15 protein-coding genes and 1 pseudogene are annotated in these 13399 nt (G+C 50.5%); 8 read left to right on the plus strand and 8 right to left on the minus strand.

Features of this window, described 5'->3' with window-relative positions:
• The first annotated feature begins 265 nt into the window (after positions 1 to 265).
• Positions 266 to 1186 carry an AraC family transcriptional regulator gene (locus EL633_RS21770; RefSeq protein ID WP_126629218.1) on the plus strand — a complete coding sequence of 307 codons (921 nt, stop codon included), beginning with the start codon at positions 266 to 268 and terminating at the stop codon, positions 1184 to 1186.
• A 5-nt stretch (positions 1187 to 1191) separates the two neighbouring features.
• On the opposite strand, the gene EL633_RS21775 is transcribed toward EL633_RS21770, so the two are convergent.
• Positions 1192 to 1578: a nitroreductase family deazaflavin-dependent oxidoreductase gene (locus EL633_RS21775; protein ID WP_161982319.1), complete on the minus strand. Its 387-nt coding sequence runs from the start codon at positions 1576 to 1578 to the stop codon at positions 1192 to 1194.
• 146 nt (positions 1579 to 1724) lie between these two features.
• Here EL633_RS21775 and EL633_RS21780 point away from each other — a divergent pair, with 146 nt between their 5' ends.
• The 3 genes from EL633_RS21780 (at position 1725) to EL633_RS21790 (ending at position 3723) form a co-directional block, all read left to right on the plus strand.
• Positions 1725 to 2096, plus strand: a complete 372-nt coding sequence (locus tag EL633_RS21780; RefSeq protein WP_126629220.1) for a VOC family protein — start codon at positions 1725 to 1727, stop codon at positions 2094 to 2096.
• 125 nt (positions 2097 to 2221) lie between these two features.
• On the plus strand, positions 2222 to 2725 hold the full coding sequence (locus EL633_RS21785; RefSeq protein ID WP_218027534.1) for a nitroreductase/quinone reductase family protein: 504 nt from the start codon (positions 2222 to 2224) through the stop codon (positions 2723 to 2725).
• A 167-nt stretch (positions 2726 to 2892) separates the two neighbouring features.
• Entirely contained in the window at positions 2893 to 3723 is an 831-nt protein-coding gene (locus EL633_RS21790; RefSeq protein ID WP_126629221.1) for an alpha/beta hydrolase, read from the plus strand.
• Positions 3724 to 3783: 60 nt separating this feature from the next.
• Here the strand turns inward: EL633_RS21790 and EL633_RS21795 are convergent, their stop codons facing one another.
• The 3 genes from EL633_RS21795 to EL633_RS21805 all read right to left on the minus strand — a co-directional run bounded on the left by EL633_RS21795 (position 3784) and on the right by EL633_RS21805 (position 5636).
• Complete coding sequence (locus EL633_RS21795; protein ID WP_126629222.1) at positions 3784 to 4608, minus strand: pentapeptide repeat-containing protein; 825 nt, start codon at positions 4606 to 4608, stop codon at positions 3784 to 3786.
• A gap of 25 nt (positions 4609 to 4633) precedes the next feature.
• Positions 4634 to 5170, minus strand: a complete 537-nt coding sequence (locus tag EL633_RS21800; protein WP_126629223.1) for a GNAT family N-acetyltransferase — start codon at positions 5168 to 5170, stop codon at positions 4634 to 4636.
• Between the two features lie 97 nt (positions 5171 to 5267).
• Entirely contained in the window at positions 5268 to 5636 is a 369-nt protein-coding gene (locus tag EL633_RS21805; protein ID WP_126629224.1) for a SaoD/DsrE family protein, read from the minus strand.
• A 672-nt stretch (positions 5637 to 6308) separates the two neighbouring features.
• Between EL633_RS21805 and EL633_RS21810 the strand changes: the two genes are divergently transcribed.
• Together EL633_RS21810 and EL633_RS21815 are read left to right on the plus strand one after the other, a co-directional pair.
• Complete coding sequence (locus tag EL633_RS21810; RefSeq protein WP_126629225.1) at positions 6309 to 6677, plus strand: HU family DNA-binding protein; 369 nt, start codon at positions 6309 to 6311, stop codon at positions 6675 to 6677.
• A gap of 87 nt (positions 6678 to 6764) precedes the next feature.
• Positions 6765 to 7664, plus strand: a complete 900-nt coding sequence (locus EL633_RS21815) for an alpha/beta hydrolase (RefSeq protein WP_126629226.1) — start codon at positions 6765 to 6767, stop codon at positions 7662 to 7664.
• Here EL633_RS21815 and EL633_RS21820 read toward each other — a convergent pair.
• The 3 genes and pseudogenes from EL633_RS21820 to iscB form a co-directional block, all read right to left on the minus strand.
• The gene (locus EL633_RS21820; protein WP_126629227.1) at positions 7582 to 8400 is read right to left on the minus strand and encodes a hypothetical protein; all 819 of its coding nucleotides are present in this window, start codon (positions 8398 to 8400) and stop codon (positions 7582 to 7584) included. The two genes, EL633_RS21815 and EL633_RS21820, sit on opposite strands and share 83 nt — an antisense overlap.
• Before the next feature lie 376 nt (positions 8401 to 8776).
• Positions 8777 to 9484 carry a tetratricopeptide repeat protein gene (locus EL633_RS21825; RefSeq protein ID WP_161982320.1) on the minus strand — a complete coding sequence of 236 codons (708 nt, stop codon included), beginning with the start codon at positions 9482 to 9484 and terminating at the stop codon, positions 8777 to 8779.
• A 73-nt stretch (positions 9485 to 9557) separates the two neighbouring features.
• Positions 9558 to 10848: pseudogene (gene iscB, locus EL633_RS21830) on the minus strand (RNA-guided endonuclease IscB).
• Between the two features lie 487 nt (positions 10849 to 11335).
• Between iscB and EL633_RS21835 the strand changes: the two are divergent.
• A complete protein-coding gene (locus tag EL633_RS21835; RefSeq protein ID WP_126629230.1) occupies positions 11336 to 11521 on the plus strand; it encodes a hypothetical protein in 186 nt (61 codons plus the stop codon).
• Positions 11522 to 11812: 291 nt separating this feature from the next.
• Positions 11813 to 12313: a DUF3592 domain-containing protein gene (locus EL633_RS21840; protein ID WP_126629231.1), complete on the plus strand. Its 501-nt coding sequence runs from the start codon at positions 11813 to 11815 to the stop codon at positions 12311 to 12313.
• A gap of 16 nt (positions 12314 to 12329) precedes the next feature.
• Here the strand turns inward: EL633_RS21840 and EL633_RS21845 are convergent, their stop codons facing one another.
• Positions 12330 to 13238, minus strand: a complete 909-nt coding sequence (locus tag EL633_RS21845) for a LysR family transcriptional regulator (RefSeq protein ID WP_126629232.1) — start codon at positions 13236 to 13238, stop codon at positions 12330 to 12332.
• Between the last annotated feature and the right edge of the window lie 161 nt (positions 13239 to 13399).

The raw sequence follows: 13399 nt of genomic DNA on the forward strand, positions 1-13399 counted from the left end.
TCATGAATTTAAGTAAATAGCCCACAATTTAACCGTGTGGCTTTCAAACTGAATACTCACATCTCTATTGAGAGCATACTCAACTTTGGGACCAGAAACAAGGTGTTGACGCACTTGTTCACCACATTGACACAATTTTCTGTGTCAATGTGGTGAATTTATGGTCTTTTCGACACATCTTCCTACTTCAATGGTAACGTGGTTGATATGATATGCTGGATAGAGTTGAAGTGTTGTTTGCGGCGTTAGAAGTTGAAGGATCAATATGTTTGAGCAGGTGACCCATTCTCAATATGCAGGCGAGACGGTATTGGTGCCGCTGCGCTATCTTTCGAGTGAGGATGCGGGTTGGGAGGGATTGAAGGCCGAGGCCTTTCATGAGCCGCTGGCGTTGGAGGGCTGGATTGCTCCTGGTCGGTCGGATGTTTCGCTGGTGTTGTTTGCCGGTGGCACGATGCGTATGGAGCAGCGGCCGTTTAATGGTGCCTGGAAGATGTTGTATATGCGCTCTAATGATATGTTGCTGACGGCTGGACGGGATGTGGCGCATGAAGTGCGCTGGCAGGGGATCTCTGATCTGCCTATGCAGACCCTGCATCTACATCTTAGTCAAGAACTCTTTTGCCGTACCGCTGCAGAGGTTACGGATAAGGATATCCAGCCGTCTGCGTTGATGAGTCGCTCGGGTTTCCAGGATCCTTTGCTGGCGCAGATTGGTCTGGCGCTGTGGCGCGAACTGGAGCAGCAGGCTCCAGCCGGCAAGCTCTATGCGCAGATCGCAGCCCAGATGCTGGCCGTCCATCTTTTGCATCACTATAGTGAGATCAGACTGCATCCAAGCGAAGAAAGCTATCAGCGACTGACCGCCCGGCAAATGCGCCGGCTGGTAGCTTTTATACAGGAGCGCCTGAGTCAGGAGCTTACACTGGAAGAGTTAGCGACACAGGCCGGATTTAGTCCTTATTATTTTGCGCGTATCTTTCGCCAGACAACCGGCGAAAGTCCACATCAATTTGTGTTGCGCCAGCGTGTTGAGCGGGCCCAGCAGCTACTTGCGCAAAAGAACATTCCATTGGTCGAGGTAGCCCTGGAAAGCGGATTCGCTAACCAGAGCCATTTTACCCGTACCTTCAAACGCTACCTTGGCACTACCCCACGCACATATCGCCAGGAGCTCAACCGTTGAGCAACTTAGTTGCCAGGTAGCTTTACAAAATCCTTTGCCCCACGGCGTTGCATAACAAACTTGATAAATGGCGGCAGGGCTGGCAACGCAGTTTGCGCATCGATAGCTTGTGGCCTCTGGAAGGTATATTCCCGTCCGTGCCAGCGTAGACTTCCTTGACCGGCTGCTTGAAGATTACGCAGCCAATCAACATGTGGACCATAGGTCAGCACAATGACAAAACCATCCTTAACAGGCCAGACCATCATGGGTATTTCATATGTTTTGCCACTACTCCGGCCAACATGGCGCAGTAGCGCGAATGGTCCGGGTGAGAGCCGAGCAAGGTAACGTAAAACAGGATTGATGAAGCGTTTGACAAAGGTACGTAATTGTTTGTTATCTTTGGCCATGATTTGCCTCCTACAAAGACCACTATTCTGAGCAGCTTTAGTACAAAAGCGCACGAATCTGCAAGGTTTTCTTACCTCTTTCAACATATTATAGGGTACAGATACTTTACTAACCATAGGAATATGATACGAAAGGAAAAACCATTATGGCCCTTAATCTGTATATGCTTGGTCTGGTTGCTCAGGATATGGAGAAGTCGTTGGAGTTCTATCGGCGGCTCGGTCTGGCTATTCCCGAGGGAAGCGACGGACAAAAGCATGTCGAGGTCAAGATGACTGGTGACATTACCTTCTTTTTGAATGCTCCTGAACGCGTTGCTGTAGAAGGCAGTCCACGCGTTATTCTGGAATTCTACTTACATGATCGTGCAGAAGTCGACGCGAAATATAAGATGATGGTTGATTACGGTTACGAGAGCTCTCGTGCACCTTTTGTCGCAGGCTCAATCGGTATGTACTTTGCCATGATCAACGACCCCGATGGTAACACGATCCTATTCTCAGCCGACGCTAAATAATATGTTTGATCTCCACCGGTGCTTTTGTGATGAGTATGAGATGGCAGCACTAAGCATTGTGCTTTAGATGTGAACGTTGAGTGATATGCTGCTCTTGAACGGATCATAAAGGAAATGCGGAGCAAGTGGCAAAAAAGAAAAGGACCGGTGCTGAGATGAAGCGAGGCGATATTAATAGATGGCTCTATCGTGGGCAGCGTCCTAATGGGATCGCGAAGGTGGTCAATGGGGCGTGGGCTGTTTTTTTCTCCTGGGGTATCTTGCCCGATTATATGACGACATTGGAAGTGACCGGGCGTACGTCTGGTCGAACGATCTCTTTGCCGATAGTGGTAGTTGCCGTTGATGGACAACGCTATCTGGTGTCGATGCTTGGCGAGAATGTGCAATGGGTCCATAACGTACGTGACGCTAGCGGGCGAGCGGTGTTGCATAGACATGGCCGGCAGCAGGTCCAATTGGAAGAGGTGCCCGCAGATAAGCGCGCACCCATCTTGAAGGCCTATTTGCAGATCGCACCGGGCGCGCGGCCTCATATACCTGTGGACAAGGATGCGCCATTGGTGGAATTCGAAAAGGTGGCCATGGCGTTTCCAGTCTTTCGAGTGGTGAGAAGCACCCAGCGCTAGTCTGGCACCAACTCCAACTCGCGTAACATGCATGTATAGCGAGCTTGACAACTTTTTTACCATTATGGTATGCTCACAATAAGCAATTATGCAAATATTTGCATAATTGCTTATTGTGAGCATACATTTTTGTTCCCATGTTCAAAAAGCAAAAAGGAGTTGGCTTTATGGTTGATCTGCGCGAAATGGGTCAACAGCGTGTGGTTTATACGCTACCCGGTATGGATGCTGTGACCGTACGCAAGGACCTTACGTATAAGGCGCTTGATGGCGTAGAGCTGAAGATGGATCTCTACTATCCAGCCGATGTGCAAAAGCAGATACAATATCCCGCAGTGATCCTGGTCCATGGCGATGGGCCGGTGGAACTGCTCAAAGATGCAAAGGAACATGGTGCCTTTGTATCGTTGGGTCAATTGTTGGCAAGCATGGGTCTGATCGCGATTACGTTTAACCATCGTGCTACTGATGGCTGGAAGAAGCTAGAAGAGGCCGCGAGCGATGTTGATGATCTGCTCATCTTTGTTCGTCAGCAGGCAGAATCCTTACAGGTGGATAAAGATACGCTCTGTCTCTGGACCTTCTCCGCTGGCGCTCCCTTTGGACTGCGTACGGCTTTGAAGAACGCGCCCTCATATATACGTGGCATTGTTTCCTATTATGGCTTATTAGATCTACGCGGCCTGCGTCCGATCGTGCCTGCCGCGACCACAGATGAAACATTGCGAGAACTCTCGCCCATCTGCTATCTGGAAAACGATGCGCAGAGCATTCCACCACTCTTCATCGCCAGGTCAGGACAGGATCGGCCAGAGCTTAACAGTATCCTGGACGCGTTTGTCGCGCAAGCGTTCAAGCAGAATGTTTCTATAGCGGCCGTAAACCATGCGACCGGCCAGCATGGCTTCGACTTCCTTGATGATAATGAGAGGTCACGCGAAATCATCAGGCAAACCCTCGATTTCATCAAGACCCATCTCAAGCAAGATGCGCATTGAGCGCGTTCACATTCTGCTGTGAGCGCACGGTCTAATCCAGGTCACTCCTGGTTTCATTAACTAGAGAAGTGACCAATGAAGTGGACGAGTGAGCGATGGTGGTAATTTTGTATGGGTGTCGCCTTTGGCGGCATCCAGTTGGGATTGGATGAGGAAGATGCTCCTGGTGAGGTCGGCCCCTTTGATGTTGGCATCTCGGAAGTCGGCTCCAATGAGATCAGCCATATTGAGATCGGCGTCCCGGAGGTCTGCGCCAATGAGACAGGCGCCGCGTAAGTTAGCACCGCGCAAGTTGGAACCTCGAAGTTTGGCACCGATGAGGTCGGCCCCTCGATAATCTTTTTTCTTGTGATGGACTTCGGCGCGGACGAGTTCGCTTGCGCGTAGTAGCAGGACATTGATGGTCTGTCGGTGTGCCGGCACATCCAGTTCCAGGAGTGTTGTGGGACTGCTATTGGAGAGGAGTCGAGTCTCCTCCAGGGCGAGCTTGAGTTCCGGGTGAATGGGGCGTGCTGGTTGGAGTGTCAGTGCTTCAGTCAGATACCAGAGCAACTCATGGAGGTCCCGCATAATGGGGAATACCGCGGTGATCTGCTTTACGGTATTTTTATCCTGTCGCCAGTCGTGTCCCTGGAAGGTGACCTGGGAGAGCTTTTGACCGGCGCCGAAGCAGTCGTAGACCGTGCAACCGCGAAAGCCCCGCTGCCTGAGGTGGATATGAATGCCGCAACGAGAGTCAGATTGCAGATTGGGACAGGCCTGTCCGGCGGGTTTGTTGATCGCAAAATCTACCGAGGCCGAGAAGGCCGGCACGACACAGCACAGCGCAAAGCAATGCGCACAGTCCGCTCGTAGTTCTGTCTGTTCATATTTCTCAGACGGCATAATATGTGGGTCTCCTGTGTTCCGACTAAGGAAGGATTTTATAGTAGAAGACGGTGGCGTCAAGGGTGCCTTCGGCGTTACGGGCATAGGCGGGGACGATGCCGGCCTGGTGGTACCCGGAGGCGCGATAGAGTTGTTCGGCGGCATCGCCCTGACGTGTGTCAAGGACCAGCAGGGTACGCCCCTCTGCCAGGGCGATCTGTTCGATGGCCTGTAGCAGTGCGCGGGCGATGCCGCGACGGCGCTGGCTCTGTAACACAAAGAGTTTTTGTACTTCGGCCCGATGCAGGGCATTGGGTTTGGTCGCCAATCCTAACTGGATCGAACCGATGATTTGATTATCCTCATGGGCAATGAGCAGAATACTGGTATGTTGGGCCACATCCTGGAACACATGAGTCCAATAGTCGCGAGCCTCTTCAGTGCTCAAGGGCGGTAGAAAGCCGACTGAGGCACCGTTATCAACTGTGTCCTGGAGTAAATAGATCAGTCCGGGGAGGATAATTTGTTGTTCCTGGTCGGACTCAACCTTTGCGATAGTAAATGCTGGTGTGTCTGGCATGGAATAGTCATGTTCCTTCTGCTAGCTGTTACTGTACCACAAAAAAAGAGAGGCTCCCGCCCCGCGAGAGCCAATCGACCACAGCGGGTAGGGAAGGTTAGAGCGTGATTACCTGGTCAGGAGGATTTCCTTCGAGGGCGGCATAGAGATCCGGGAAGCAGCCGACGCGGACCCCTTCGACGGTATCGACAGGATCATAGCCACCATTGCCATTGGATTTGGCCAGGCCACGCTCGTTGGCACACTGATCGCAGAGCATCAGGAGCATGCCATTCTCGCGGGCGATGTTGCTGAGACGTTCGCCGAGGGGATCGCCTTTGCGCAGGGCGAAAGTATTATCATCAAAAAAGAACATACCAACCACTTCGGCCCCATGGCGTTTCTCTTCGAGCTGGGGGAGAATCATTTTGCCGAGCTTATAGCTGACCGTATGGCCGGATGAGCTAAAAATGTATGCGACTTTCATTATAATGTTTCCTTTCTTGCTACCGTGATGCATGAAAGACAAAATTTTTGCCGGTCATCAAGTGGCTCTTGCTTGCCGATCAATAAAGAGTAACCAGGATAGTTCCTGATGCTCATCTCAGCCTGCTCTACCGTTGCTCACTAATCGTGTGAGCGTCACTGGTCACGATAGAGCGGTGTTCATGACTGGTTGACAGGCAGGTGCGAGCACTCAGCATTAAGAGTAGCACATTACGCGCAGCTTGCGCCACATATGCCACGTTAGCCGAAATTTTTTTGTTTGTTACATAGGCTTTGTAGCGGCAATCAATGGAAGCGCCATGAAATGTGGAGAACATTTCAGCACGTGAAAGGAGAGGTTTAATTGTGTTCCTCCACCGCATAACGGAGCACAAAAAAAGCCCTTAACGAGAATGACCCCTGGCATTTGGTGACACTCTGTATAGTGAAAGTGGTAGACAACCCTGTGCTATTCAATCAGAGGAGTTGCCGAGCAACTTGCGGAACAAGCGGCATTTCTGATTGCGTTTACAGACCTGCCAATGCGCAAGGTTCCTGTCCTGTTTGAGGCGGGAAAGCCTTCAACGATAGACGCAATGCAACAGGCGCATTGAGTTATGAGCAGAGGCACTATTTTCTCTGCAAAACCAATTTTTGAGGAGTAACAATTATTATGAAAACCAGTTCACCAGATAGAGAACATGTTGTAGTCGGTAAAGATGAGTTGATCCATCAGATTGCCGCTAAAGCTGGAATGAATCTGAAAGAGACGAATAAAGTCATTGATGCGTTCACCGAGGTCGTTCGCGAAGGGGTTGCCAAAGGGTATGAGGTCCGTTTGATGGGCTTTGGCACCTGGAACCTGCGTGATGTCGCCCCTCGTCGTGTCAAATCCATTCGTGGTGGTGATCAGATTACGATTCCGGCCCGCAAACGTGTTGGTTTCTCGGTGGGTGCAGTACTCTCTCAGGCTGCTTTAGATGCCACGGCTGGCCGTGCTCACAAAAAGCCGGAAGTGCAGCGTAATGCGACAGGTCGCTAAAACCATTTGATGTGTTCCCTCCTATCATGCTATCCTAAAAGGAAATGAATTCGGTTTGTAAGATGGCATGATAGGAGATATCTGGCAATGCAATCCCAAAACGCTGCTTTTCTGCTTGGTCCAGAAGATGCGTCCAGAGCATGTTTGCTCATTCATGGGTTTAGTGGCTCGCCGGCTGAAATGTTGGGATTGGGTGAAGTGCTGGCGGCACAGGGGATGCGGGTCTATGGAGTGGCGCTGGCAGGGCATAGTGGTAATCCAGACGAATTGATCGCGTCTGGACGTAAACAATGGCTGGCGTCAGTTGAAGAAGGACTGACGAAACTGGCCCACTATCCCCGGCTTTTTGTGATTGGACTCTCCATGGGTGGTGTGCTGGCCCTGCTAGCTGGTATCAAACATCCCGATCGCATCGCAGGGGTTGTGGCGCTCTCGACGCCAACCAGTTTTTATGATAGCTGGCCAGCCCGGGCGGTTCCGCTTCTGCGCTATGTCATGAAATGGTATTATCCCCTTGAGCGCATGGATTTCAGTAATCCCCGCGTACAGGCCGAGATTCTCCAGCAAGCCCATTTGCGTGATCCCCATGCCAGCATTGATTTCTCTGATCCACAGGCCGTCGCCAGCATCAAAAAGATGGTCAAACTCCCCATTCCCGCGCTGGCCGAACTTTTCCTGTTGACCGATCATAGTCGGCGGCAGCTCAAAAAACTCACCACACCGCTACTGATCATCCAGAGCCACAAGGACCAGACCGTCAAGCCGAGCAACGCTAACGATCTGTATCGTCGGACGAGTGCCGCCGAGCCAAAACGTATCTACTGGCTGCAGACATCTGATCACCTGATCGTCGCAGGTCCTGAGCGCGAGGAAGTCTTTACACAGATCAGTGATTTTATCGATGTTATAGACCCAGCTGGCGCAAAGCCTGAGCAATCTCAGTCTGTTCAGACGGTTGAGCCAGACGAAAATCCTGATGATCATTAATATACACGAGCCGTTGCTGCTGATAGAGCACCACCATATCCAGCTTCTGATCCTTATTCACATCCACAAAACGCAGTTCTACCGGGGCCAGCTCATTGCTGGCATTGGCGAATTCAGGGCCAATAAAGATCCGGGCCTTTGTCGTATCCGCGCCGGGAAGCTCAATTACTTCGATGCGTCGATGCAGGTTCAAGGCGATAAAATGGCTGGCATTGCCCATCTGATCGTTATGGCCAACGCGGGCATCAACCTGATAGGTACGGGGACGGCCATAATGGAGGTCATCGAGCCAGACTGAAAACCAGCCGCCGAGGGTGCTCAAGACCATCCAGAGCAGGAGAGTCGCCGTCATACCAAACAGCAGATAGAGCAAGAACGAGCGCTCAGAATGTGGGCGACTGATAGTATGGGGAACACGCACCGCACGTACCCGTGTCACCCGACGTGGCTGTAACTCTCCATAAGAGATTCGCTGTGTCGGATTTTTAGTCCCCTTGTGTTCCTGTCCCTTTAAGGGTGCTGCCACTTTTTGATCCTCATGTCGCCATTCAGCGACCATTGTTCCCATCTCCTGCGCGTCGCCAGACGAGCGAGAAGCACGTGATACGGGAGACGGAAAAAGTTTTGAACTGGCTGCTGACTTGTTTGATGTGGGCATGGCAGGAGTATCTTCAATGGGACGATGGCGCAAGATACTCCTTGGTGCAATCTTATCGGTAGATTCCAGAATCTGCATCGCTTGAATTCCCCTCTCGCTTACAAGTTGCCTCTCGGTATTGTTTTATCCTGCGAAGTAAAAGCGTTCCAGGTAAGTGGCTGTTTGCTATTTTTTAGAACGCAAGTTCTAATTTGATCATTTGTTCTATTTTAGCCGAACAAAATACTCCTGTCAATGCATATGACCCAAAGGGAGGAAAAAGATCAGCGCACCACTTACCGTACAGAAGTTCTACAAAAGACGAGGCATACACCACACCACATTACAAGAGCAACATCAGATGATATACATATTCTAGCTGTATTGCTGGAAAATTACAAGCTTTTGGCCTTAATGGATAATAAGAGAGCACCACATACATATCGACACGGGGATGTGGTGCTTGCTCGTGGTCCTATTCGTCTGCTTCTAGCGCGTGTCGGTATTGATCCGCGACTGATTGTGTGAGAGGATGATCTTCCCCCAGCATTTCTTTGCAGATGGTTAAGCCGCGCAGATAATAGGATTTGGACTTTTGATATTTTTTTTGCTGCTGATAGACATAAGCCATGCGGACATACAAAGAAGCCAGTATAGTTGGTTCGGAGTTCAAGAGGGGGCCCCACTTTTCTAGCGCGAGCAGGCAGAGCGGTTCGGCCTCCGCATATTTTTTCATACTGATCAAGACGCCGGCCAGATTGCTTGTGGTGCGGAGCGTCTCCTCATGATCTTTGCCCAGCAGCTGTTCCTGTATCTGTAAGGCCTGGTGGTAAAGCTGCTCTGAGCGCGCAAATTGCCGCTGGTTCGTGGTCGCCACGGCCAGATTATTCAAGTTATTCGCGATCTCAACGCTCTGTGGTCCTGACTCGTGTTCGAGAATCTTGATCACCTGCAGATAGAGTGCCTCAGCCTCCTCAAAGTCGCCAAGCTGCATAGAGATAAAGGCAAGCTTACTCATACACTGTACTGTAGCCTGATGGGACTCTCCCATTACCTGCTGGCGGCAGGCCAGAGCCCGTCTGGCGAATGGTCTGGCTTCAGCAAACATTCCACGCTTCACATGCAGGTCCGCCATACTATCTAGATAAGCCAGAGTGTCTGTATTCTCCACTTCTTCCAACATCAACATCCTTCCTTTTTTTACATACCGTGCTGAGAACCATCCTTAAAATCGCGTGATGCGGGTACCCCTCGGTTTACCCATGGGGAGGAGCATGACGCACTCCTTTCGTGTACATACTCATAGCCGTCCACCCGATGGAGACGGCGCATATATTTGGGGTGAACATCGATTTTGCCCAGGCGAAATGATGGACGATGGCGAATAGCAATCCGTCCCTGATAGGTGCCCTTCGGGGTGATGGCCCTGACCACATCGCCTGTCCTGTACCCCATGGAGAACCCCTTGCGCTCTTTATGCTGCTTCGGGAACCCGTAGGCGTCCGTCACACACATTTTGCGCCTGCCGTTTCCCGTGGCTTTGATCACCAACGGTTTGACACCCTTAATGATTAAGTCAGCGGGGGTACTTCTGCCCACGTTGGCGGCATCTATCCAGTGCGTTTTTGGGAGGGTGCGCGTTGTTCGATTGAACTTCGTCAAACCGCCTGACCCACATTCAACTGGTAACCCCGTGGCTTTCACGTGTTCGTGAAGAGCCCAGCGTGTCACGTTGACTACCGCAGCATCTTTCAAAGGAGACTTGGCCTGCGCGAGTATCTTTTTAAGCACTTCTGGCTTCTTCTTGAGAAAATCTTTGATATCGCGTGTGTCTTTTGCACTATTGCACTTCTCACAAGCCAAACAGAGATTGCTTATTCGATTGGTGCCCCCATTGGCACGGGGATGAATATGCTCGATCTGCAACGGAATATCTTTTTTGCCACAATAGGAGCATGTTCGGTTCCACTTTTCGAGCAAATATTCTCTGATTTCATATCCTTGAAGGGTGCCTTGCTGATAGTGCACCCCGGATATCTCAGCATTCTCCATCAGTTGCATATCAAACTTTACGAGCTCCTGACTGATTGCCTGAATAGGCGCATAGCGTGAGAACCGGCTAACCCAGGTGACAATGTTCGCAATCCGGCTTTCCAGGGATGGTGGCATCCAGCCTGGCTTCCGCTTGCGATTGGCCCAACGCGCTTTTCGATAGCGCGTCTTACGTTGACGCCGTGAACGGCGAACAGCACGACGATCATCGAGGGATGCTTTGATTGCTTGCCCTCGGTGGGAAAGCTCTGCGGCAAACACGACTTCGCCAGAAGCATCATTGACAATCGCGATCCCTGTCGTTTTTGAGCCAGGATCAAGTTTGATTCTGAGCGGTTGAATCGTTGAAGTTCTTCCTTCGCTTTTGAGGATAATGGTAAACGGAAACCTCCTCCAGACAGCCGCTTTTCCTTGTGAGAGCAAGCGTCGTGCCTCTCCCGGATGAACCGGGTCAAGCGGTTTCTTGTTCGTATCAACAACAAAAACGTTTGACAACAATAGCCTCCTTGCCCTCATTGGGCCTCTGGTTTCCCAGGTAATGTTTTCCTCGTCAATGTTCACGGAAGGTTTCTCGTCCACCACACTGGCTTAACCCTGTACGCCTGTTTAATGGTGGACCGTAGCGGGCAGGGCTGGAAAGCACCCTGCCGTACCTAGTTTCTTCCCGAACGGAGATTCTGTTTCAAATCTGAGACTGGTCAGGTGTGGGCTTGCTTTCACAAGCCCCCGGCTTTAGCCGTGGGGTTCCTGACCAAGACGTTCCCAACGACAAAATTATACAGCGTATGAATTTTGATGCTTCGATGCTAGCTATACAATAAAACGTATGCGCTATTGCAATTTTGCCTATCATCAGGAGCAACAAGATTATACGCCTTTTTTATTAGCAAGTCTAGTATTAGATTTGTAAAGGACATGGTGGTTTTCATAGGATAATTCAGTTATAGCAGAAAAAATACACAAGAAGTACCTTACATGTAGAATGACCACAGTCTCTGCAACCGTCTATAGATCAAATAGAGCAATGATTTTTGTCTCCGCTATTGCTGGAATAACGGCCAGCATCGTTATACCACTTCCTGCCAGTAATGGCGGCTCAATGTATGCTACAGGCCAATCCAATGAAAGCGCCCCATTCGCGGCTCGTCGTAGAGAAACCTTCGATTAAAGGATGCGTCAATTGCACGAATAAAGGATCCAGGGTGTAACAGACGAGCAGTAGCAATGCTCGGAGGGCGTTGATGATGTAAGGAGAACACATCATAGCCTCTGCATTTATGGAATCGTATTTAAGTAGCGGGCACTTGATGACCTGGAATATTTGTGCGGGCGGAATGGAGAGCGGATTCCACTGCTGCTAGAATATTAGAGCGAGTTGATGGTGCAAAAAGGGCATTGACCAGCGTCTCTTTAGGTAGTGTACAGTTGTGTTTTCAGGAGAATGCAGAGGTAGAGAGCTATGTTTAGCTATCAGAGACGTTATCGTGCGCGCAGCCCATTTTTGGTGGCGTTCATCCTGTTTGTTATCGGGCTAGTATTTGGAATTATCGGGCTGGTATTTGGCTTAAATAGCCAGTCCTTTATGGTTGGTGCGGTCTCAACCACCGGGCGTATCGTGCAATGCGATTACTCAGGGGATGATAGTAGTTTTAATAGTAGCGAGAACGCGCGTGATCACATCAATTCTTCTGCTTGCAGCCCAGTCGTTAGTTTTACCACGAAATCGGGTGAGGAAGTACATTTTACCTCTTCTTTTTCGTCCAGTAGCTATCATCCAGGTGATACGGTGTCCGTTAGCTATCATGCCAATCAACCGCGTGACGCGCGCATTTCGGACTTTCTTGCGCTCTGGCTACTGCCTGTGATCTTTGGTGGGATTGGCGTATTGTTCTTACTCATTGGCTGCAGCATCGTTATTATTCCATTGCTGGTTGCCCGGAGCATGATGAGTAGGGGTTAAAGGACACCGTTTGTCCTCAGCCATCTTTATTGTTCGGATGAGTAGCGAGGCGAGCAAAGTAGTTAGTAACAAAGTGCTGGAAGCGCCGGGCTGCCTCTGACTGAAGGTGTTTCGTGGACCAGGAGAGACCGAGGGTGCGTTGACACCCGGGATTGCTGATAGGTAGCTCGATTACCGCTGAGCCAACCGAGCCAGACCAGGAGAGCGCGGGGACAAAACTAATACCTAGTCCGGCACTGATGAGGCCACGGATCGTGGAGGGCTCGTCGCTTTCAAAGGCAATATGGGGACGGAAACCAGCTTGCTGGCAGAAACTATCTGTAAGCTGGCGCAGGCTGTATTCGGGTTTTAAGCAGATAAAAGCTTCGTCCGCCACCTCGTGGAGCGCGATCTGCGAGCGATGTGCCAGTGGATGCCATGCGGGGAGCGCCAGGCGAATATCTTCCGTCAGCAGGACGATGCTCTCGATGTCTGCTTGCTGAATGGGAGGTGAGGTAATGCAGAGATCATATGCCCCCCTTTGAAGCTGTTGTGCCATTGTCGTCACATCATGTTGTGAGAGCCGAAAACGGATAGAAGGATATTCCAGGCGAAACGTCCCCAGGATATCCGGTAGCAGATGGGTTGCTACACTTAATGCTAGCTCAACCTGTCCCTGTGTCCCACCCGAAATACTAGCCAGTTCGCGTTGGCCTTGCTCTAACTCCAGGAAGATGCGCTCTACATGTTGTATATAGGCTTTACCATAGTGATTTAAACGGATTCCTCGGCCCGTACGCTCAAATAAAGGCACGCCCAGTTCAGCCTCCAGACGAGCAATAGTCTGACTCAACGCAGGTTGCGCGATCCCCAACTCCTCGGCCGCTCGGGTCATATGTTGCAGACGGGCCACGGTCCGGAAATACTTTAGTTGTAGAAGCTCCATCTTATTTCTCGCCTTCCATATGCTCTACGTTATGAATTCCATACGATACGATATATTGGACACAATGTAAAGCGCAATTATATACTACTTTCCGTAAGGGTAAGCAGGTATATTTTGTCGTGTGAGCTGGAAAATAAGCTTTTATGTAAAGGGAGGAATAG

The sequence above is a fragment of the Dictyobacter alpinus genome (genome assembly GCF_003967575.1).
Lineage (GTDB): Bacteria > Chloroflexota > Ktedonobacteria > Ktedonobacterales > Ktedonobacteraceae > Dictyobacter > Dictyobacter alpinus.

Coding starts and splice junctions, on each gene's coding strand:
- EL633_RS21770 (WP_126629218.1), top strand. CDS start 266: ATGTTTGAGCAGGTGACCCATTCTCAATATGCAGGCGAGACGGTATTG.
- EL633_RS21775 (WP_161982319.1), bottom strand. CDS start 1,578: ATGGCCAAAGATAACAAACAATTACGTACCTTTGTCAAACGCTTCATC.
- EL633_RS21780 (WP_126629220.1), top strand. CDS start 1,725: ATGGCCCTTAATCTGTATATGCTTGGTCTGGTTGCTCAGGATATGGAG.
- EL633_RS21790 (WP_126629221.1), top strand. CDS start 2,893: ATGGTTGATCTGCGCGAAATGGGTCAACAGCGTGTGGTTTATACGCTA.
- EL633_RS21795 (WP_126629222.1), bottom strand. CDS start 4,608: ATGCCGTCTGAGAAATATGAACAGACAGAACTACGAGCGGACTGTGCG.
- EL633_RS21800 (WP_126629223.1), bottom strand. CDS start 5,170: ATGCCAGACACACCAGCATTTACTATCGCAAAGGTTGAGTCCGACCAG.
- EL633_RS21805 (WP_126629224.1), bottom strand. CDS start 5,636: ATGAAAGTCGCATACATTTTTAGCTCATCCGGCCATACGGTCAGCTAT.
- EL633_RS21810 (WP_126629225.1), top strand. CDS start 6,309: ATGAAAACCAGTTCACCAGATAGAGAACATGTTGTAGTCGGTAAAGAT.
- EL633_RS21815 (WP_126629226.1), top strand. CDS start 6,765: ATGCAATCCCAAAACGCTGCTTTTCTGCTTGGTCCAGAAGATGCGTCC.
- EL633_RS21820 (WP_126629227.1), bottom strand. CDS start 8,400: ATGCAGATTCTGGAATCTACCGATAAGATTGCACCAAGGAGTATCTTG.
- EL633_RS21825 (WP_161982320.1), bottom strand. CDS start 9,484: ATGTTGGAAGAAGTGGAGAATACAGACACTCTGGCTTATCTAGATAGT.
- EL633_RS21835 (WP_126629230.1), top strand. CDS start 11,336: ATGACCACAGTCTCTGCAACCGTCTATAGATCAAATAGAGCAATGATT.
- EL633_RS21840 (WP_126629231.1), top strand. CDS start 11,813: ATGTTTAGCTATCAGAGACGTTATCGTGCGCGCAGCCCATTTTTGGTG.
- EL633_RS21845 (WP_126629232.1), bottom strand. CDS start 13,238: ATGGAGCTTCTACAACTAAAGTATTTCCGGACCGTGGCCCGTCTGCAA.